Source organism: Luteimonas sp. KH_071 (assembly GCF_057838005.1).
In genome coordinates, this window is sequence record NZ_CM174458.1 from 3,173,892 (window position 1) to 3,193,126 (window position 19,235).

Here is a 19,235-nt window from a genome sequence, read left to right on the forward strand (position 1 = left end):
GATGATTGACGCACCCTTGATCCCCGCCGGCGGCCGCGTACTGGCCGCCATCGACCCCTCCGCTCACGCACGCGATGTCGCCGATCTCGCCGCCTGGGCCGCGCAGCGTCTCGACGTGCCGCTCGATCTGCTGCATGCGATCGAGCGCGACCCGGCCTCGACGCCGCCGGCCGACTTCAGCGGCAGCCTGTCGCTGGGCAGCCAGGAAGCGCTGCTGGCCGAGCTGGCTGCCCACGACGAACAGCGCGGCCAGCTGGCGCAGCGCCATGGCCGCGCGCTGCTCGACCAGATCCGCGCCCAACTGCGCGACAGCGCCGGACTGGAGGCCGAACCGCGCCTGCGCCACGGCACACTGGTGGATGCACTCACCGATCTGGAAGGCGACGTGCGCCTGTTCGTGCTCGGCCGTCGCGGCGCCCATGCCGATGGCGCCAGCGGCCACCTCGGCCGCAATCTGGAACGGGCGGTCCGCGCGGTGCATCGCCCGGTGCTGGTCGCCACGCGCGCGATGCAGCCGATCGCCCGCTTCGCGATCGCTTTCGACGGCAGTGCCACCGCGCGTCGTTGCGTGGCGATGGTCGCGGCGAGTCCGCTGTTGCAGGGACTCGACTGCCATCTGGTGACGGCCGGCCGTGCGGACGACCACGCGAGCGAACGTGCCGCCGCGGTCGCCGAGCTCACCGCCGCGGGATTCCAGGTCCACCCGCACACCGTCGAAGGCGCACCGGAATCCGCGATTCCCGCGTTCCTCGACGCCCAGGCGATCGACCTGCTGGTCATGGGCGCCTACGGGCACTCGCGCATCCGCAGGCTGATCGTCGGCAGCACCACCACCCAGGTGCTGCAGACCAGCGCGGTGCCAGTGCTGCTGTTGCGCTGACGGACATGCGCCAGGCCGCCCGGGCGGCCTGGCAATGCCGCGTGGAGGCCGGGTCAGTCGCGCATGAGGCCGGTTGCAGCGTCCGTCGGGCCGAACACGTCGCGCCATGCGGCGTAGGCGACCAGGCCCAGCGGCAGCAACAGCAGCAGGATCCAGGGCTGATAGACCAGGCCCATCAGCAGGCCGACGTTGGCGAGCATCCAGCCCAGCAGCGGCGCCGGATGGCGCCGCAGCAGCCGCAGGTTCTCGCCGATGGCGGTGAACACCGGCACGCCGTCCAGCACGATCCGGCTGCCGGCGAAGAACAGCAATGCGATGGCCGGTATCGCACCGGATGCGATGCTGATCGCCGTGTCCAGTCGGGTCAGCGACGTGAGATTCGCCGGATCGGGGGCGATGAACGCCATCGCGCCAACAGGTCCGGCGAGCAGAAGCAGCACCAGCCACTGGAATCCAAACACCGCGGTGCTCAGCAGGGCCAGCCCGGGCAGCGACCAGCGGATCCGCCACAACGCGCGTAGCGCGCCTGTCGCATCGGCGCGGTTGCGCGCTATCACCCCGTGCGCCATCAGCAAGGCCCATGCCGAGAACACCGGCACCACCAGCTTCGACAGCACGACGCCGGCTCCGGGCACACCGACCTGCAAGACGATCTCCACCAGCATCGGCAGCACGGCCAGCGCATAGAGCCGGAACGGCGCGTCACGAAAGAGGCGCCAGGCGTCGGACAGCCAGACGCCGAGACGGCGCATCGGCCAGCCTTCGGATCCGGCATCTGAAACAGATTCGTACAACATCGGCGCGCTCCTTCCATGTATGTCTGGAGAAGACGCGTGCGACGCGCGCGTTGTGACCGGGCCGGCGTGGCGTCGATCGCGGTTCCTGCCGATGTAACGGTGGAAATGCGCGTGGATATGGCGGCGGCAGTGCGTGGCGCGACTGATGCGTTCCCTTCAGCGCGCAGCGCTTGAGCCCGTCGATCCATCCCGTCATGGCAAAGACGCCTGGCGCGAACGGAGTACGTCCACCTACGCCGACGTCAAAAACCCAGCGCCGCTTCCAGCACCGGCTTCGCCCACTCCGGCGTCTTCGCCAGCGCCGTCAGGTCATCCGCACCCGGCAACACCAGCGCGCCGTCGATCATCTCCAGCAGCAACACCGGATCCGGCACGGCTTCTCCGCGCGCGACGTCCACGCTGTTGTCGTAGACCTGCAGTTGCGCGAGCACAGGCATCAGCGCGATCAGGTTTTCGCGCGCACGGGTCCAGCGCGCGCGGATATTCGCTTCGGGAATGTCGTGGCCGCCGACCGCGACCCGCGCCTGCACGCGTGCGATGTGCTGCTCGGCCGACGACAGCCCGCAGAACCACATCAGCACATCGTGCGTGCGCGCGGCCTCGGCGATGCGCGCCGGCACGGTGTTGCCGCCGAGCGTGGTTTCGAATGCATAACTGTGGCCGCTCGCCAGTGCGACATCGAGCCGGCGCATGCCTTCCTGCCAGGCCTCCGAGTTTGCCTCCGGCATCGAACAGCCGGTCGCGGCGGCCAGGTCGCGCGCGAAGGTGTCGGGGTTGAACCACGCCATGCCGGCGCGTTCGAGCAGATGGCCGCCGACCGAACTCTTGCCGGCGCCGTTGACGCCGGCCAGCACGTAGAGGACCGGGCGCGCCACGCTCAGCAGGTCGCGCCGGCCTTGACCTTGCCGCGCAATCGCGCGGGACCACGCATCGCTTCACGCAGGTTCGCGCCGGCGTCGCCGGCCTGCAGCGCGGCCAGGCGCGCATCGAAGCGTGTGCGCAGGGTGTCGAGGGCAGAGCGCTGGGCCGCACCCGCGGCGTCGAGCGCCTGCAGGATCTCGCCGTATTCCTCGGCCGACAGGATCACCGCCTCGGGCGTGTTGTGGTGCGTCACGACGACCTTGCCGCCGCGGGCGATGGTCTTCATCACGCCGCGCCAGCCGAGCTTCTTGACGTCGGACGCCGGCGTGCGCGGCAGCGCATCAAGGGCGTCGAGCTTGAGGGACATCGTCATCGCGATCGCTCCTGCGGCGGGTATGGGGAAATATACCCCAATTGGCCAATCTGGCCCTTCACGCGAGGCCCGACGTTCCGGTCCGGCTCAGCGACGGGAGAGGCGCAGGACCAGCCACAGGACGAGCGCGAGCAGGTTCACGCCCAGCGCCGCAGTGGATGGGCCCGCGAGCGCGAGGCGGAAGGCTTCCGATGGCACCGACCAGTCGAGGTCGACCACGACGCTGCGGCCGAACCGGAACTGCAGCGGCACCGTAGCGCCGGCGTGCCAGGCGTAGGTCAGCCAGGGCGTGGCGATAACCGGAATCTGCAGGGCGAGCGCGATCCGCGACAGCCGCTCGCCGAGCGCGTCGCCTTCGAGCAGCAGCACACCGGCGATCATCGCGAACGTCGACAGCAGCAGGCCGATCACCAGCACCAGCACCGCGGCGCCACCCGCGCCGCCGGAGGCCAGCCGGATCAGCGTGCTGGCGAGGCCGTAGAAACCACCGGCGATCTGCAGGCAGGATCGCGACGATTCGAAGCAACACGGACATGGGCGGCGCACCGGACAGGGCGGGCGATTGTGGCAACGTCGCCCGACGGGCTCAAGGCGCGGCGGCAGGCTCGGCCACGCGCCACAGCACCGGCCACGCATCGGCGCTCAGACCACCGCACGTCTGCATCTCGGCGTAGTGCGACAGCTGGAACGCCTGGCCGTCGAACTGCCACGTCGCTTCAAAGCCGCAGTCGCCGATGCCGCGGCCCTTCGCGAATTGCGCGAGCGTGCCGTGGGCGGCGTCCAGGCCCGGGCTGACCAGCAGGTCGAAATCCTCGCTGGGGTTCACGCTGTCGTCGGAGAGCTTCGGCGCCGGCAGGGTCAGCCGCGTCACGTCGCTGCCGTCGCGCGCCGCTCGGAACACCAGGCTCGAGCCCTGATAGGCGCCGCTGTAGCAGCTGATGAAGACCAGCGCGTGCGCCGCATCGAGGGGGTACGCAGCATCCTCGCGCGAGACATCGAAATCGCCGCCGGCCTCGTTGCATTCGTGCGCACGCAGCGCAGCGGCCTGCGACGCACGCACGCTGCCCGTCAGACGCGCGGCATCGGCGTTCGACAACGGCGGCGGTGCCGAAGCGGGTCGCACCAGGACCGGCAGCGCCGGCGCCGCAGGAACAGCCGCGGCATCCCGCTCGCCACGGCGCGCCCACGCGCCGGGCGTATCGAGTCGCTGCTGGTGTTCGTCGATGTAGAGCAGCGCCGCATTGAGGCCCGACAACGACACGCTGCGGTCCTGGTCGTCGCCCAGACGCGTGCCATTGCGGACCAGATCGATGAAGCGCGCGATCGCCGCGGGATCCTCGATGCGCAAGGCAGCGTTCTCGCCTGCATCGCGCTCCCAGGGCAGCGCCGCAATCGCGGACGCGGCGACACCGTCGAGTCGCAGCGACGAGGCGTCCACGTCCGCCCACGGTGCACTCAGCAGCAAAGACTGCGCGCCATCGGCGCCTGCATCGCGGATCAGCGACAGCACCAGGCCTGACGCGCTGTCGCTGACGCCGATCGCGGCGCACCGGCGGATGTTGTCGCAGGCCACCACGACATCGCGGAAGGTGCGGTAGACCGGCGCGGCGGGTCTGCCGGGCGGCACGGCCTGCAAGTCGGACGCATCTACGGAAGACGCCGCGTCGGTGTCCGGTGCCGTCACGGGCTCGGCTGAGGATGCCGGCGTCGCCGCATCGCGCTGTGTGCACGCAGCCAACGATGCCAGCAGCCCCACCAGGACGAGTGTCTTGCGTACGCCATTCGACATCGCGGTGCTTCCAACGAAAGGGCCCGCAATGATGCGGGCCCGATGTCCGATCGTGATGAACGCCGCGCGTCAGAGGATGTAGCGGCTCAGGTCCTGGTCCTGCACCAGATCGCCCAGCTGCTGGTCGACATACGCGCGGTCGATGAGCACCGTGCCGCCCTTGTCGGGGGCTTCGAAGCTCAGCGAATCGAGCAGGCGTTCGAGCACCGTGTGCAGGCGACGCGCACCGATGTTCTCCTGGCGCTCGTTGACGTGCGCGGCGATCTCGGCAAGCCGCTCCACCGCATCCGGCGCGAACGTCAGGCCGACGCCTTCCGTCTTGAGCAGTTCCACGTACTGCGTGGTCAGCGCGGCCTTGGGCTCGGTGAGGATGCGGACGAAATCGTCCTTGGTCAGCGCGGTCAGTTCGACGCGGATCGGGAAGCGGCCCTGCATCTCGGGAATGAGATCGCTGGGCTTGGCCAAGTGGAACGCACCGGATGCAATGAAGAGGATGTGGTCGGTCTTCACCGAACCGTACTTGGTGCTGACCGTGCTGCCTTCGACCAGCGGCAGCAGATCGCGCTGCACGCCTTCGCGGCTGACGTCGGCGCCGCTCGCGCCGCTCTCGCTGCGCTTGGCGACCTTGTCGATCTCGTCGATGAAGACGATGCCGTGCTGCTCGCAGGCTTCGATCGCGGCCTCGCGCACGTCGTCTTCGTTGACCAGCTTGCCGGCTTCTTCCTCGACCAGCTGCGGACGCGCGGCGCGGATCGTGAGCTTGCGCTTGTGGGTCTTGCCGCCGCCGAGATTGGCGAACATCTGCCGCAACTGCTGGCCCATTTCCTCCATGCCCGGCGGGGTCATGATGTCCATGCCCTGCCCGGCGCTGAGCTCGAGTTCGATCTCGCGATCGTCGAGCTCGCCGGCGCGCAACTGGCGACGCAGCTTCTGCCGCGTCTCCGATTCCTTCGACGGCTCGGCGCCGATGTCGACGGTGGCGGTCTGCGCGCCGAAACCGAACGCCGGCTGCGGTGCCTCGCGCCTGGGCAGCAGCGCATCGAGGATGCGGTCCTCGGCGCGGTCCTCGGCCTGCGTGCGCACGCGCACCTTGGCCTGCTCGCGGTAGAGCTTGACCGCGGTGTCGGCGAGGTCGCGGATGATCTGCTCGACGTCCTTGCCGACGTAGCCCACTTCCGTGAAGCGCGTCGCCTCGACCTTGACGAACGGCGCGTTGGCGAGCGTCGCCAGACGGCGCGCGATCTCGGTCTTGCCGACGCCGGTCGGGCCGATCATCAGGATGTTCTTGGGCATGACCTCGTTGCGCAGATCGTCGTCGAGCTGCGCGCGGCGCCAGCGGTTGCGCAGCGCGATCGCGACCGCGCGCTTGGCGGCGTTCTGGCCGACGATGTGGCGGTCGAGTTCCTGCACGATCTCGCGCGGGGTCATGGTCGAGGAATTGGCATTCGTCATGGGAATCGGGTGTCCGTAGAAGCGTGGGCGGGTGCGCGCGACCGGCAGGCGCGTGCGACCCGGCGGATCGACACGCGCCGCCACAGTTCGATCACAACTCTTCGACCACCACGTTGCGGTTGGTGTAGATGCAGATGTCGCCGGCGATGTTGAGCGACTCGACGGCGACGGTGCGGGCATCAAGTTCGGTGTGCGCGAGCAGCGCGCGCGCCGCCGACAGCGCGTAGGAGCCGCCGGAACCGATCGCGATGATGCCGTCGTCGGGTTCGATGATGTCGCCGTTGCCGCTGATGATCAGCGAGGTTTCCGCATCGGCCACCGCGAGGAGCGCCTCGAGCTTTCCGTAGCGGCGATCGGTGCGCCAGTCCTTGACCAGCTCCACCGCGGCGCGCACCAGCTGGCCGCCGTGCTGCTGCAACTTGCCTTCGAACAGTTCGAACAGGGTGAATGCATCGGCGGCGGCGCCGGCGAATCCGGCGAGCACCTTGCCGCCCTCGCCCAGGCGACGCACCTTGCGCGCGTTGCCTTTCATGATGGTGTGGCCGAGCGTGACCTGGCCGTCGCCTGCGACGACCACCTTCCCGCCCTTGCGGATCGACACGATCGTCGTGGCGTGGAATACGTTGGGATTCTGGCTGGGGTCCATGCGGCCTCCAAGGATCGAATCCACTGGATGGGGGCTTCGTGCCCCGACGCAAGGGCTCAGCGGGCCGTATTGCCGGACAGAAACCCAGACGCCTTGAGGAGCTGCAGCGTTCGTCCGAAATTTGACGCCGCCACCGTGGTTGTCAATGCGCCTGCCACATCGCCGGCCATTTCCGCCAGAGTCACGATCCGGATCGGATTGCCTTCCAGAGCACGGTGGAAGCCGGCACACGATTCCCACACAGCGCGATCACCGTTCAAGCGCGTCACAGCTGTGACATACGTGAAGGTACGCGAACCGGTCGCGTTCTCGACCGCCTCCAGGAATGCCTGCGCCCACTTGGGCTGAACCAGCTCCCTGAACCCTCGCCAAGCCTCGCGCCCGCCGACACGCATGTCGCGTTCGATCTGGGACAGCTTTGCCTTCGGATCAAAGCCGGCCTGCCAACTCTTGCAACTCACGACGACGACTCGATCGCACCCCTCGAGCGCAGGATGCAAACCGACGACGTCGATGTCGCTCGCTACCGAGTCCTGGCGTAGCTCGAACCCGGGCGCCGAGGCCTTCGGCTTGAATTTCAGATTGTGTCGCGTGAAGTACCCCTTCGACTGCAACCAATCGTCCGAAAGCTGCTCGAGAATGTCTTCCTTCATCAAGTCTTCCGTTTCGCCCGCGGATGCGCGGCGTCGTAGACCTTGGCCAGATGCTGGAAATCGAGATGGGTGTAGATCTGCGTGGTCGCGATGTCGGCGTGGCCCAGCAGCTCCTGCACGCCGCGCAGGTCGCCGGACGACTCGAGCACGTGGCTCGCGAATGAATGCCGCAGCAGATGCGGATGCACGCGCTTGAACAGGCCCTGGCGCTGCGCGAGCAGGCGCAGGCGCAGCTGCACGGCGCGCGCGGAGATCGGTGCGCCGCCGCGACCGGGGAACACCGGCGTCGCCGACGTGCCGCCACTTTCGATGCGCCACTCGGTCAACGCGCGCAACGCATGGCTGCCGACCGGCACGCTGCGCTGGCGGCTGCCCTTGCCGAGCACGGTCACCAGGCCGCCGTCGAAATCCAGATCGCGCCAGCGCAAGCCGACCAGCTCCGACAGGCGCAGACCCGACGAATAGAAGAGTTCCAGCAGCGCCCGGTCACGCAGGCCCAGCGGCGCGTCGACCGGCACCTCGACCAGTTGCGTGGCCTCGTCGACATCGAGCACCTGCGGCAGCTTGCGCGGCGCCTTGGGACCACGCACGCCCGAGGCGGGATTCGCGCTGATGTGGCCGTGCTTGAGCAGCCACTGGTAGAAGCTGCGACACGCGGACAATCGACGCTGCAGGCTCTTGGGCGACAGTCCGCCGCGATGGCCGGCGGCGACGAAGGCGCGGATGTCTTCGCCGTGCAGCGCGCGCAGATCGCCACGTGACTGCGCACCGGTCCAGTCGACCAGTGCAGTCAGATCGCGCCGGTAGGCGTCGAGCGTGTGCACCGACATCCGCCGTTCGATCTGCAGATGGTCGAGGAACGCGTCGACGTCGGCGTGCATGCGCGTGCGCTCAGGCGGCGCTGTCGAACCGTCGCATCGCAGTGGCGAACGCCTCGCCCATCATGCGCAGGAACAGCGTGCCCATGCCGGGATAGAAGCGGTTGGCGTCGCCGCTACCCACTGCGACCAGGCCGATGCCCGCCAGCGGCAGCAACGCGCTTGAATGCACTTCATCGACGCGCGGGCCGTACAGCAGCGACTGCTTGTCCGGATGCAGGCGGCCGCACAGCGGCTCTTCGTCCTTCAGGCAATCGACGAAGGGCTGCAGCAGTCGGTCATCGCGCGCGACCACCTGCAACCAGTCTTCCTCCAGACCCGGCACCGGCGCGAACAGCACGATGCGCACCAGATCGCCGTTGAAGTCTTCCGCCAGCGTCGCGGCGAGCGCACGCACGGTGGACGCCGGGTCGGACTGGCGCATCAACGCCAGCGTGAGCTGGTGCGTGCGCACGGCGAGGCGCTCGTTTTCCTGCGAGATCGCAAACAGATCGCGCAGACGCTTCGACAGCTCACGGTTCTTGTCGCGCAGCACTTCGAGCTGGTAGCTCGCCAGCGAGGCGGCCGGGCCGTCCTCGCGCGGCACCACCAGGGTCAGCGCCAGATCCGGGAACTGCTGCAGGAAACCCGGGTGACGACGCAGCCAGGTGGCGACTTCGTGTGCGCCGAGTTTCTCGGTCGTCTCGCTCATCACAATTCCCCTTCGAAAACGAATGCGGCCGGCCCGGCCATCGACAAGGTGACGTCGTCGGCCGGCCAGTCGATATGCAGGGTGCCGCCGGGCAACGATACGGCGACGCTGCGCCCGGTGCGACCACGACGCGCGAGCACCGCGACCGCCGCGCAGGCGCCACTGCCACACGCCAGCGTTTCGCCGACGCCGCGCTCGAACACGCGCAGGCGGATGCGGTCGTCCGCCACCACCTGGGCGAACCCGACGTTGACCGATTCGGGAAACCAGGGCGACGCCTGCAGCGCGCGGCCGATCCGTTCGACGTCCGCAGACTCGACATCGTCGACTTCGATCACCGCATGCGGATTGCCCATCGACGCTGCGCCGAACGCGAGCGTGCCGATGCCGTCGACCGGCAGGGTGTACAGCGGCTGCGCCGCGTCGACGCCGGCCATCGGAATGCGGCCCGGGACGAACTCCGGCACCCCCATCGCAATGCGATAGCCCGCGCCTTCGCGCGTGACCGCATGCAGACCAGCCGGGCTTTCCAGCACGAAGGCATCACCGCCCACGCCGTCGCGCACCAGCCACGCGGCCACGCAGCGCGCGCCGTTGCCGCACTGCTGCGAGGCCGAGCCGTCGGCGTTCCAGATGCGATAGCGGGCAAGCACGCCGGCGGCGCGCGGGGTCTCGACGGTGAGGATCTGGTCGCAACCCACGCCGGTGTGGCGATCGGCGAGCGCGCGGCACAGCGCGGCATCGGGCGGCGGCACGTCACCGCGCAGGTCCAGCACGACGAAGTCGTTGCCGGCGCCGTGCATCTTGGTGAAGCGCAGCGGGGAGACGGTTCCGGACATCAGGGACGACAGCGGTGCCAACGGGTGTCGCGCAGGCTCACGGCGTTCCGGTGGTGGCCGGCGGCACGTCGCGGATCAGCGGCACCGGCTGCGCGGGCGGCGTACCGGTCGCGTCGTCGGTCGTGTCGTCGTCCGTGGCCGCTTCATCGGCGTCGTCTTCCCAGGCCGCTTCCTCTTCGGCGTCGAGCTGTTCCTGGGTCGGAATCGACGACTTGAAGATGTAACGGCCGCGGTCTTCCGGCGGCACCTGGCGCGGCTGCAGGAGATCGGCCTTGTTGCCGCAGGCGGACAACAACAGCGTGGCGGCGAGGATCGGCAGAAGACGGGTATGCATGGGCGGAAGTGTAGCCCGCCGCGTCACGGGCGACATCACCGGCGTTGCGGTTCAGATGACCGCACGATGACAGCGCACCAAGGGTCGGCCCCAGATTGTCCGGGCCTGCCGCCACGCCCAGACTTTGCCCAATCCGCGCCGACAGGACCGCACGATGGGCATTCTCGATGGGCTGGGCAACGCTGCCTCGCAGGTGGGCGGCGTCTTCAAGGGCGCCGGCGAAGTGCTGTGGGAGACCGGCGAAGGCGTGGTCACGCTCGGCGGCAACGCGCTCAAGGCCAGCTACGACCTGAGCCCGGCAGGCCTGGCAGTCGACGGCGTCAACGGCCTGTACGAACGGGCGACCGGCGACACCCTCGACGCACCGGACTGGCTGCCGTCGGCCGCACGCGGCGGCGAGCGCATGGAAGCCGCCGCCGAAGTCGTCTCCACCCTCGCCCGCAATCCGGGGCTGCTGGTCGACGCGGTGGTCGATCCGATCCAGGCCGACTGGCAGGCCGGCAACTACGGAGAAGCCATCGGCCGCGGTGCGACCGAACTGGTGCTGGCCGTGGTCGGCACCAAGGGCGCCGACAAGGCGGCCAAGGGCGCGAAGGCGGCCGATGCCGCCGACACGGTTGCCGATGCCGCGCGCGTCGCCGGGCGCACGGATGATCTGGGCGACGCGGGCCGTACCACCGCCGCACGCGGCGCCGACGAGGCGGAGCTGGGCGACATACTCGCCGACGCCGAGACCGGTCGCACAGTCGGCGGCCGTCCGGTGCTGGCATTCGAGTCGATGGACGATTTCAACCTCGCCGCCAACGCCGCGCGTCCCGACACCGTCTACGAATTCGGCAACTACCGCTGGACCACCGACGACCAGGCGCGGGTGATCCGCGCCGAGGGCCGCGTGGATCTGGAACCGGTCGGCCGCAACGATGCCGGCCTGCAGCGCGACATCGGCAACGAAGGCCGCGCGACCGACGTCGGCTTCCACATCATCGCCGACCGTCTCGCCGGACCGACCAACCGGCTGAACGTGGTGCCGGGCAACGGGAAGCCGATCGGCGATGGCCTGCCGAACCTCAACAACGGCGAGTACAAGCGGTTCGAGAACGAACTCGCGCGTCTCGCCGGGAACGGGCACGAGGTGGATATGCGGGTATCGCCCCAATACAATCCGGGCAATACCAGCAACCGTCCCGACGCTTTCGTTGCGGAATATCGCGTGGATGGCGGCGACTGGATCGACCAGACCTTCCCCAACAAGTGATGCGAACCCGCCATGGATGATCTCAATGCCGCCTATGCCGACACCGTGCGTGCCGTCGCGGCGAGCGTCCGGGATGTGAACGACGGCGAATGGGGCGCGCGCGACTGGCTGCGCCTCGTGGTCGATTTCGAATCGCTGTCCGAAGACGGCGGCGCGCCGCGCACCAGCAGCATCTCGTTCGCGATCGCGCGCGAGGGCGACGGTCCGCTGGAGAAGGTCGCGTTCCGCCTGTCGCCCGAAGCCAAGGCCGGCTTCGCCCAGATCGGCAGGATCATGCACGCGCAGAAGGGCCAGGACTGGACCACGAGCACGCTGGTCGTCGAGCGCGATGGCCAGTACGACTTCCAGTTCGCCTACAACGCGCCGTATCGCCTGTCGGGCAACCTCAACGACACGCGCTATCGCGATTACCTCGAGCGCTTCAAGGCCGAGACCGGCGCGCCCTAGGCATCACGCTGCCGGCGGCTCCGGCCGCAGCCACAGCCAGGCCGCCACTGCGGCCATGCACGCGATCGGCAATGCGGTCATCCACCAGCGATGCGCTGGAATCCACAGCATCAACGCGAGCAGAACCGCGGCGCAGACCGTCATCGTGCCGGTGGCCAGCCACTTCGCGCGCCGGCTCACCGCGCCATGCGCCTGCCAGTCGCGGATCGATGGACCGAATTGCGGATGCGCGAGCAGCCAGCGATGCAGGCGATCGGAGCCGCGCGCGGCGGCCCAGGCCGAGATCAGCACGAAGACCGTCGTCGGCAGACCGGGCACGAACACGCCGACGATGCCGAGGCCGAGGCTGGCATAGGCCAGCAGCCACCAGGCCCATCGGAAGCGCGTGCGTCGTTGCATGACGCATTCTATGCGCGGCGCCCGTGAGCGCCGGGCGCCGCGCGGTCTGCGCCGGTTATTCGACGCGGCTTGCGTCGGGCACGCGCGCCGGGTCGGCCGCCGACTGGGGTACGCGGCGGATCTTGGAGATGTCGTAGCCCAGCGCGGTGATGCGCTCCATGTGCGCCGCATAGTCGGATTCGGAAATCGCGGGCGTGCGCGCCATCAACCAGACGTAATCGCGCTTGCTGCGCCCGACGATGGTCTGCTGGTAGTCGTCGTCCACGTAGACGATCACGTACTCGGCCTTGATCGGCCAGACGAACTGCATGCCCCAGATGGCATTGCCGGTGCCTTCGCGCACCGTGCCGGTCGGGTGCATCGTCTTGATCTTCTCGTCGAAGCCCCCGTCGCGATAGCGGAAGGTCGTGTCGACCTTGCCATCCTCGCGCAGGGTGTAGGTCTCGATCGAGTCGAATGCCTCCCGCTCCAGTCGCGTCGGAATCTGCGCGATGACGTACCAGTCGCCCATGAAACGGGGCACGTCCACGTGCGCGACCGGGGGAATCTGTTCCTTCACGTTACCGCCTCCACAAGCCGCGAGCATGCCGGTGGCGATGCCCGCGAAGATCAGGCCAGCGGCAAACCGCCGGTTCGAAGTCGCCATGAAACCCCTCCTGCCGTGAGTGCGGCGTCGGTCGCGGTCAGCCCGCGCGTGAGAACCGGTAATGCGCGACCAGCCACTGCTGGCCACGCTCGTATCCGAACAGCTCGGCGCAAGACATCCAGAACATGCGCCAGCGCTGGAACCACAGTTTTGCACCGTCCCGGCCGTAGGCCTGCTCGAGCACGCGCATCACCTCATCGCGGTTGCGGTCCTGGTTGGCGAGCCAGTGGTTGGAGGTTTTCTCGTAATGCGTACCGTCGAGCAGCCAGCGCTGTTCGATACCGAGATCGCCCTGCTGGAAATGGAGCAGCGTATCGGCCGCCGGCATCAGACCACCGGTGAAGAAATGCCGGCCCATCCAGTTGTCCTCGCCCGCGGTCTCGTAGGGATACATCAGCGTGCGGTGGGCGAAGATGTGCACGAACAGCTTGCCGCCCGGACGCAGCCACGTGCCGATGCGCGTCATCAGGATCTGGTAGTTGCGCATGTGTTCGAACATCTCGATCGAGACCACGCGGTCGAAGGCTTCGGTGTCGAGCGCCAGCTGGTTCACGTCGCAAGTGATCACCCGCACGTTGCCCAGCCCGCGCGCCCTGCACTGCGCTTCGATGTGCTCGCGCTGCGGGCGCGAGTTCGACACCGCGGTGATGCGCGCGCCGGGGAACTGCTCCGCCATCCACAGCGTCAGTGAGCCCCAGCCGCAGCCGAGCTCCAGGATGTCCTGTCCGTCGGCAAGTTCGGCGCGCGCGCCATACAGTGCCAGCATCGCGTCCTCGGCTTCGTCGAGCGTCTCGTTGCCGGTCGGGTAATAGCAGCTGCTGTACTTGAAACGACGCCCGAGGCACAGCGCGAAGAATTCCGGCGGCAATTCGTAGTGCTGGGTATTGGCCGCATCGGTGTGGATGGCGACCGGGCTGGTCCGCAGCGACTGCAGCAGTGTCCCGAAGCGCGCGGACTGCGCCTCCATGCTGCCTTCGGTTTCCTCGGCCAGGCGCTGTGCGCACAGGCGGCGGATGCCCAGCCGCAACGCCGCATCAGGCACAAGGCCACGTTCGGCCATGCCGATCAGGCCGGGCGCAGCAGTGTCGCGTTCGAGTTCGGGGCGAGCCACGGCATTCATGCGGACGGTCCTTTCGAGTCGGATTTGGGGAACCACGGAAACAGCATCGGCGTGGTGCGCTGGTACTCGCGATAGTCGTCGCCACGCGTCCGCAGTGCCTGCTGCTCGGTATAGGGAATGCCACTGACATAGCGCAGGAACAGATACATCACCAACGGCCCGGCCAGCGCGAGCCACCACAGCGGCGAGCCGGCCGCGAGAAGGACATACGTCAGCCAGTGCAACCACTCGAAGAAGTAGTTCGGATGGCGCGAGTAGCGCCACAGCCCATCCCGGCAGGTCTTGCCGCGGTTGGCCGGATCGGCGCGGAAGTCGGCCAGCTGCCGGTCGGCGACTGCTTCGCCGCCGACACTGATCAACCAGACCGCGATCGCGGCGAGCAGGCCGAGTGAGGACACCGGATTGGTGGTGACCGCGAGGAACGGCACCGCGAACAGCACGATCAGCAACGCCTGGGCCTGGAAGAACAGGAAGAACTTCCGCTGGTCCCCGTGCCAGTGCTTGCGCAGGTACGCGTAGCGACCGTCCTCGTCTTCGCTGCGGACGCGCTTCCACAGGTGCGCGGCCAGGCGCAGGCCCCACAGACCGCCGAGAACAGCGAGCAGGATCCGCGGCAGCGGCGCGCCATCGCCCAGCAACGCGACGACGACCGCCGCGCCGCCGACGCCCAAGGACCAGACCACGTCGACGATGCCGGCGTTGTCGCGGGCCTTCTGCCAGCGCCAGGCGCCGGTCATCGCGATCGCAGCGAGCGCCCAGACCAGCAGCAGCGTCCAGAGCGGACTCATGCCGCCGCCATCCGGACGTGACCCGGCTTTCCGAACAGCAGGTGCGACACGCCGATCGAGCGCTCGCGGAAGCCGCCTTCGCAATACGCCAGGTAGAAGGTCCACATGCGTTCGAAGCGTCTGTCGAAGCCTTGGCGACGCACCTCGGGCAAGTGCGCCAGGAACCGTTCGCGCCAGATCTTCAACGTGCGCGCATACGACGGGCCGAAGTCGTCCTGCTGCAGCAGCTGCAGATCGCTCGCCGCGGTCTTGGCCTGCAGCATTGCGCTGATCGACGGAATGAAGCTGCCCGGGAAGATGAAGCGCTTGATGAAGTCCACCGAGTCGCGCGCCTGCGCGTAGCGGTGGTCCTCGATCGTGATCGCCTGCACCAGCGCGGCGCCATCGGGCTCGAGCAGGCTGCCAAGCTTGCCGAAGTAGGTCTCCAGATACTGCGCGCCGATCGCTTCGATCATCTCGATCGACACGAGCTTGTCGTAGGTGCCCTCGAGGTCGCGATAGTCCTGCAGCAGCAGCGTCACGCGGTCCTGCAGACCGGCCTCGGCGATCCGTGCGCTCGCCAGCGCATGCTGCTCGCGCGAGATCGTCGTCGTGGTGACGTGGCAGCCGTATTGCTGCGCGGCGTGCAGCGCGAAGCCGCCCCAGCCGGTGCCGATCTCGACCACGCGGTCGCCCGGCCGCAATGCCAGCCGCTCGCAGATGCGATCCAGCTTGCGCGTCGACGCGATTTCCAGGGTGTCGTCCTCGCGTTCGAACAGCGCGGACGAGTACATCAGGTCCGGCGAGAGAAACAGCGAGAAGAAATCGTTGCCGAGGTCGTAGTGCGCAGCGATGTTGCGGCGGCTGCCGTCGCGCGTGTTCCGGCGCAGCGCGTTCCAGCCGCGCATCGCCAGTCCGCCGAGGCGCGCGACTCCAGTCTCCATGCCGTCCAGCAGATCGCGGTTGCGCACCAGCAGGCGCACCAGGCCGACGAGATCGTCGCAGTCCCAGTGACCCTCCATGTAGGCCTCGCCTGCGCCGACGCTACCGTTGGCGGCCACCAGGCGGTAGAACGCGGGATCATGCACGCGGACGTTCACGGCACGCAGTTGCGCATCGCCGAAGGTCTCGCTGCCGAGTGCATCGTCGAGCCGCAACGCGCCGCCCTGCATCTGTGCGAATTGGGCGACGAGCCGCGTGCGCAGCGCGCGTTCGAGCGCGCCGAACGCACGTGGCGTCGCATGGGCGGCGATCTGGTTCATCGGGAGGGCTCCTGTTCGGTTCGCGGCAGGCGCGGATGGTCATGCACCGGATTGCGCTTGAGCCACAGACGCAGCGCCTGCCAGTGGATCGCGGCGACCACCTGCACGGTCATCGCGGGATAGCGCCACAGCACGCGCGCAAGCGAGCCTGCATCCAAGGGTCGCCGCTGCAGTGTCATCGTGGCGTCGAATTCGCGCGCGTCGTCGCGCAGCACATCCATGTGGATGTGCAGATCCTCCACCGGCGGTGTCAGCCGCCAGCGGTAGCGGTGGTCCATCGCCATGAATGGCGAGACGTGGAAGGCCTTGGGAAACTCCCACTGCAGCGCGCGGCCATGCCGCTCGGCATCCGCCGCCGGCAGCACGTAGGCATGGCGCTCCTTCCATGGCGTATTGGTGATCTCGGCGACGATGCAGTCGAGCGTGGTGCCGTCGACGCGGTAGCAGTAGTAGAAACTCACCGGGTTGAACACGAATCCGAAGTAGCGCAGATGCGTGAGCAGCCGGATCGGACCTTCAGGCCGGCGCCCGAGCGCAACTTCGACCCGCATGCGTACGGCTTCGGCGAGCGGCACGTCGGTCGGGCCGAGGTAATCGGCGCGGCGGAACCGGGCCAGTGCCGGGCGTCGGGTCGACCACAGCCAGCGGCCATCGAATACGCGATCGAGCTCGTCGAGATCCAGCCACAACTGCGCGACGCGATACGAGAATGCGTGCGGCACTGGATGGTACCGGCGATGGCGCACCACGCCTTCGTACACCGCGCTGTGCAGCTGTACGGGCGGCGCTGCGCGATCGCCATCTCCGCTCATGCGACCGCGCTCACCGGCATCGGCGTCGCCTGCGCGCGACCGGCCGCAGCCAGCGGCCCCAGACCGAACATGCGTGCCACCTGCGCCGCGCTGCGGATGCCGTCCTCATGGAAGCCCCAGCCCCAGTACGCACCGGCGTACCAGGTGCTGCGTTTGCCCTGGATCTCCTCGCGCCGCCCTTGCGCCGCGACCATGGCCGCGTCGTAGACGGGATGCGCGTACCGCATGCGCGCGATCACCTTCGCCGGATCGATCGCATCACTGCGGTTGAGCGTGACCACCAGGGGCTCGGGCGTATCGAGATTCTGCAGCTGGTGCATGCAGTAACTCACCGTGCACGCGGCGCCGGGCGTGGCCGGCACATGCGCGTTCCACGCCGCCCAGGCCTTGCGGTTGCGCGGCAGCAGGCGCGCGTCGGTGTGCAGCACGGTCTCATTGTGCTGGTAGCGGATCGCGCCGAGGATGTCGCGCTCGGCGGCGTCGGCATCGTCGAGCAGTGCCAGTGCCTGGTCGCTGTGGCAGGCCAGCACGACCTGGTCGAAACGCTCGCTGCCGGCGGCGGAGGCGAGCTGCACACCTGCCGCATCCCGACGCACCGAATCCACCGGACAGCCGACGCGCTCGATCACCGACCAGCGCGCGCGCAGCGCATCGATGTAGCGCGATGATCCGCCGCGCACGACGCGCCACTCCGGCCGGCCACTGAGCTGCAGCATGTGGTGGTTGGCCATGAACTGCACGAGGTAGCGCGCCGGAAATTCGAGGATCCCCGCGCTCGGCGACGACCACAGCGCCGACGCCATCGGCACCAGGTGCAGATCGCGGAACGCGGCGCCGTAGCGGTTGGCCTGCAGGTACTCGCCCAGCGTCGGCCCGGCATCATCGCCCTCGAGCAGCGCCGGCGCCTCGCGATAGAACCGTCGCAGATCGCGCAACATGCCCCAGAAACGCGGCGACACGAGGTTGCGCCGCTGGCAGAACAGGGTGTCGAGCGTGGTCGCGTTGTATTCGAGCCCGTCCGCTTCGTTGTGCACCGAGAAGCTCATCGTGGTCGGCTGCGAGGCCACGCCCAGCGATTCGAACAGACCGGTCAGCAACGGGTAGTGCTGCGGATTGAACACGATGAAACCGGTATCGACCGCAAACATGCGCCCAGCCAGCTGCACATCGTGCGTGTGGGTATGACCACCGAGCCGCGTATCGGCTTCGAACAGCGTCACCGCATGATGCTGCGACAGCCACCACGCGGTGGCCAGCCCGGCGATCCCCGAGCCCACGACGGCGATGCGCTGCTTCATGCGCGCGCCTTCTCGTGCACCCATGCGGGCACCGGCTTGAGATCGCGCACCAGACCGACCCACGACATGAGCTTGAGCCCGTACCAGGTCAGGTCGATCTCCCACCAGCGGAAGCCCTGGCGCACGGTCCCGGGGAAGAAGTGATGGTTGTTGTGCCAGCCTTCGCCGAAGGTCAGAAGCGCCAGCCAGATGTTGTTGCGGCTGTCGTCACCGGTTTCGAAACGCTGGCTGCCGAAGCGGTGCGACAGCGAGTTGATCGTCACCGTCGCATGGAACAGCACGGTGGTGGAGATGAAGAAGCCCCAGACGAGCATCTGACCGCCACTGGTGCCCAGACCGGGTGCCACGCGCTCGAGTAGCGCGCCCAGCCCGAACAGGGCGACCGCGAGCAGCACCGGCACCAGCGTGTCGAAGCGGTCGAGCCAGCGCAGTTCCGGGAACTTCGCCAGATCGGGAATGCGCGACCAGTCTGTGCGGAAGCCTTCGCGTGTCAGGAACCAGCCCATGTGGCTCCACCAGAACCCGTGCACGCGCGGCGAATGCGGATCGAGCGCGGTTTCGGTGTGCCGGTGATGGTTGCGATGGTGCGCCGCCCACCACAGCGGCCCGCGCTGCACGCAGGACGCGCCGATCAGGGCGAACACGAACTGCACCACACGCGAGGTGCGGAAGGTGCGGTGGGAAAAGTAGCGGTGATAGAAACCGGTCAACGCGAACATGCGAATCGCATACAGCGCCACCGCCACGATCACCGCGATCGGCGACACGCCGACCCAGAACACCAGCAGGCAGGCGAGATGCATCGCCACGAACGGTGTCGCGCGCAGCCAGTCGATCCGGTCGTCGCCCTCGCGCACTTCGTTCGCCTGCGCGCCGGTATCGAACCAGCGGCCCAGACTTGCGCGCAACGTGCGGGTGCCGGTCGCGCTGCGGCCGGGATCGCTCGACATGGGTGGACTCCTGCGGATGTGGCTTACGGGAAATACGCGCAGGCGCGTGGAACGGATGCACGCCTCGCCCCTGCATTTATGCGCAC

Annotated in this window: 23 protein-coding genes; 3 read left to right on the plus strand and 20 right to left on the minus strand. The window is 68.3% G+C overall.

The annotated features are described in order from the left end of the window. Position 1 precedes the first annotated feature (1 nt). Positions 2–880, plus strand: coding sequence for a universal stress protein (locus AC3IRM_RS14655; protein WP_489203819.1), 879 nt, complete (start codon positions 2–4; stop codon positions 878–880). 53 nt (positions 881–933) lie between these two features. Here AC3IRM_RS14655 and AC3IRM_RS14660 read toward each other — a convergent pair whose 3' ends face one another. The 12 genes from AC3IRM_RS14660 to AC3IRM_RS14715 form a co-directional block, all read right to left on the minus strand. Continuing rightward, on the minus strand, positions 934–1,677 hold the full coding sequence (locus AC3IRM_RS14660) for a hypothetical protein (protein ID WP_489203820.1): 744 nt from the start codon (positions 1,675–1,677) through the stop codon (positions 934–936). Between the two features lie 242 nt (positions 1,678–1,919). Then, positions 1,920–2,552 (minus strand): ATPase, encoded by a 633-nt coding sequence (locus tag AC3IRM_RS14665; protein ID WP_489203821.1) that lies wholly within the window; start codon positions 2,550–2,552, stop codon positions 1,920–1,922. A 2-nt stretch (positions 2,553–2,554) separates the two neighbouring features. Then, positions 2,555–2,911 (minus strand): type II toxin-antitoxin system prevent-host-death family antitoxin, encoded by a 357-nt coding sequence (locus AC3IRM_RS14670; RefSeq protein ID WP_489203822.1) that lies wholly within the window; start codon positions 2,909–2,911, stop codon positions 2,555–2,557. A gap of 87 nt (positions 2,912–2,998) precedes the next feature. Next, complete coding sequence (locus tag AC3IRM_RS14675) at positions 2,999–3,457, minus strand: hypothetical protein (protein WP_489203823.1); 459 nt, start codon at positions 3,455–3,457, stop codon at positions 2,999–3,001. 40 nt (positions 3,458–3,497) lie between these two features. Further along, on the minus strand, positions 3,498–4,700 hold the full coding sequence (locus AC3IRM_RS14680) for a DUF1176 domain-containing protein (protein WP_489203824.1): 1,203 nt from the start codon (positions 4,698–4,700) through the stop codon (positions 3,498–3,500). Between the two features lie 69 nt (positions 4,701–4,769). Further along, the gene (gene hslU, locus AC3IRM_RS14685; protein WP_489203826.1) at positions 4,770–6,152 is read right to left on the minus strand and encodes an ATP-dependent protease ATPase subunit HslU; all 1,383 of its coding nucleotides are present in this window, start codon (positions 6,150–6,152) and stop codon (positions 4,770–4,772) included. Between the two features lie 91 nt (positions 6,153–6,243). Continuing rightward, complete coding sequence (hslV, locus tag AC3IRM_RS14690; protein ID WP_159680638.1) at positions 6,244–6,798, minus strand: ATP-dependent protease subunit HslV; 555 nt, start codon at positions 6,796–6,798, stop codon at positions 6,244–6,246. Positions 6,799–6,854: 56 nt separating this feature from the next. Then, the gene (locus AC3IRM_RS14695; protein ID WP_489203827.1) at positions 6,855–7,451 is read right to left on the minus strand and encodes a hypothetical protein; all 597 of its coding nucleotides are present in this window, start codon (positions 7,449–7,451) and stop codon (positions 6,855–6,857) included. Beyond that, positions 7,451–8,332: a tyrosine recombinase XerC gene (gene xerC, locus AC3IRM_RS14700; RefSeq protein WP_489203828.1), complete on the minus strand. Its 882-nt coding sequence runs from the start codon at positions 8,330–8,332 to the stop codon at positions 7,451–7,453. Before xerC ends, AC3IRM_RS14695 begins: the two co-directional genes overlap by 1 nt. Before the next feature lie 10 nt (positions 8,333–8,342). After that, positions 8,343–9,020 carry a DUF484 family protein gene (locus AC3IRM_RS14705; RefSeq protein WP_489203829.1) on the minus strand — a complete coding sequence of 226 codons (678 nt, stop codon included), beginning with the start codon at positions 9,018–9,020 and terminating at the stop codon, positions 8,343–8,345. Next, the gene (gene dapF, locus AC3IRM_RS14710) at positions 9,020–9,859 is read right to left on the minus strand and encodes a diaminopimelate epimerase (protein ID WP_489203830.1); all 840 of its coding nucleotides are present in this window, start codon (positions 9,857–9,859) and stop codon (positions 9,020–9,022) included. Before dapF ends, AC3IRM_RS14705 begins: the two co-directional genes overlap by 1 nt. Positions 9,860–9,896: 37 nt before the next feature. Further along, complete coding sequence (locus tag AC3IRM_RS14715; RefSeq protein ID WP_489203831.1) at positions 9,897–10,193, minus strand: hypothetical protein; 297 nt, start codon at positions 10,191–10,193, stop codon at positions 9,897–9,899. A gap of 154 nt (positions 10,194–10,347) precedes the next feature. On the opposite strand from AC3IRM_RS14715, the gene AC3IRM_RS14720 reads away from it, so the two are divergent. Both AC3IRM_RS14720 and AC3IRM_RS14725 read left to right on the plus strand, forming a co-directional pair. Next, positions 10,348–11,448, plus strand: a complete 1,101-nt coding sequence (locus tag AC3IRM_RS14720; protein WP_489203832.1) for a DNA/RNA non-specific endonuclease — start codon at positions 10,348–10,350, stop codon at positions 11,446–11,448. A gap of 12 nt (positions 11,449–11,460) precedes the next feature. After that, entirely contained in the window at positions 11,461–11,895 is a 435-nt protein-coding gene (locus AC3IRM_RS14725) for a hypothetical protein (protein WP_489203833.1), read from the plus strand. Between the two features lie 3 nt (positions 11,896–11,898). Here the strand turns inward: AC3IRM_RS14725 and AC3IRM_RS14730 are convergent, their stop codons facing one another. The 8 genes from AC3IRM_RS14730 to AC3IRM_RS14765 are packed head-to-tail and all read right to left on the minus strand — an operon-like array spanning position 11,899 to position 19,149. Next, positions 11,899–12,294 carry a YbaN family protein gene (locus tag AC3IRM_RS14730; RefSeq protein WP_489203834.1) on the minus strand — a complete coding sequence of 132 codons (396 nt, stop codon included), beginning with the start codon at positions 12,292–12,294 and terminating at the stop codon, positions 11,899–11,901. Positions 12,295–12,349: 55 nt separating this feature from the next. Then, the gene (locus AC3IRM_RS14735; protein WP_489203835.1) at positions 12,350–12,940 is read right to left on the minus strand and encodes a lipocalin family protein; all 591 of its coding nucleotides are present in this window, start codon (positions 12,938–12,940) and stop codon (positions 12,350–12,352) included. Between the two features lie 37 nt (positions 12,941–12,977). Next, a complete protein-coding gene (locus AC3IRM_RS14740) occupies positions 12,978–14,060 on the minus strand; it encodes an SAM-dependent methyltransferase (protein WP_489203836.1) in 1,083 nt (360 codons plus the stop codon). After that, entirely contained in the window at positions 14,057–14,848 is a 792-nt protein-coding gene (locus tag AC3IRM_RS14745) for a DUF1295 domain-containing protein (protein WP_489203837.1), read from the minus strand. The genes AC3IRM_RS14740 and AC3IRM_RS14745 overlap by 4 nt, the downstream gene beginning before the upstream one ends. After that, complete coding sequence (locus AC3IRM_RS14750; RefSeq protein WP_489203838.1) at positions 14,845–16,089, minus strand: class I SAM-dependent methyltransferase; 1,245 nt, start codon at positions 16,087–16,089, stop codon at positions 14,845–14,847. Before AC3IRM_RS14750 ends, AC3IRM_RS14745 begins: the two co-directional genes overlap by 4 nt. Next, positions 16,086–16,901, minus strand: a complete 816-nt coding sequence (locus tag AC3IRM_RS14755; RefSeq protein WP_489203839.1) for a DUF1365 domain-containing protein — start codon at positions 16,899–16,901, stop codon at positions 16,086–16,088. Before AC3IRM_RS14755 ends, AC3IRM_RS14750 begins: the two co-directional genes overlap by 4 nt. Continuing rightward, positions 16,898–18,199: an NAD(P)/FAD-dependent oxidoreductase gene (locus tag AC3IRM_RS14760; RefSeq protein ID WP_489203841.1), complete on the minus strand. Its 1,302-nt coding sequence runs from the start codon at positions 18,197–18,199 to the stop codon at positions 16,898–16,900. Before AC3IRM_RS14760 ends, AC3IRM_RS14755 begins: the two co-directional genes overlap by 4 nt. After that, on the minus strand, positions 18,196–19,149 hold the full coding sequence (locus AC3IRM_RS14765; RefSeq protein WP_489203842.1) for an acyl-CoA desaturase: 954 nt from the start codon (positions 19,147–19,149) through the stop codon (positions 18,196–18,198). Before AC3IRM_RS14765 ends, AC3IRM_RS14760 begins: the two co-directional genes overlap by 4 nt. Positions 19,150–19,235: the final 86 nt, after the last annotated feature.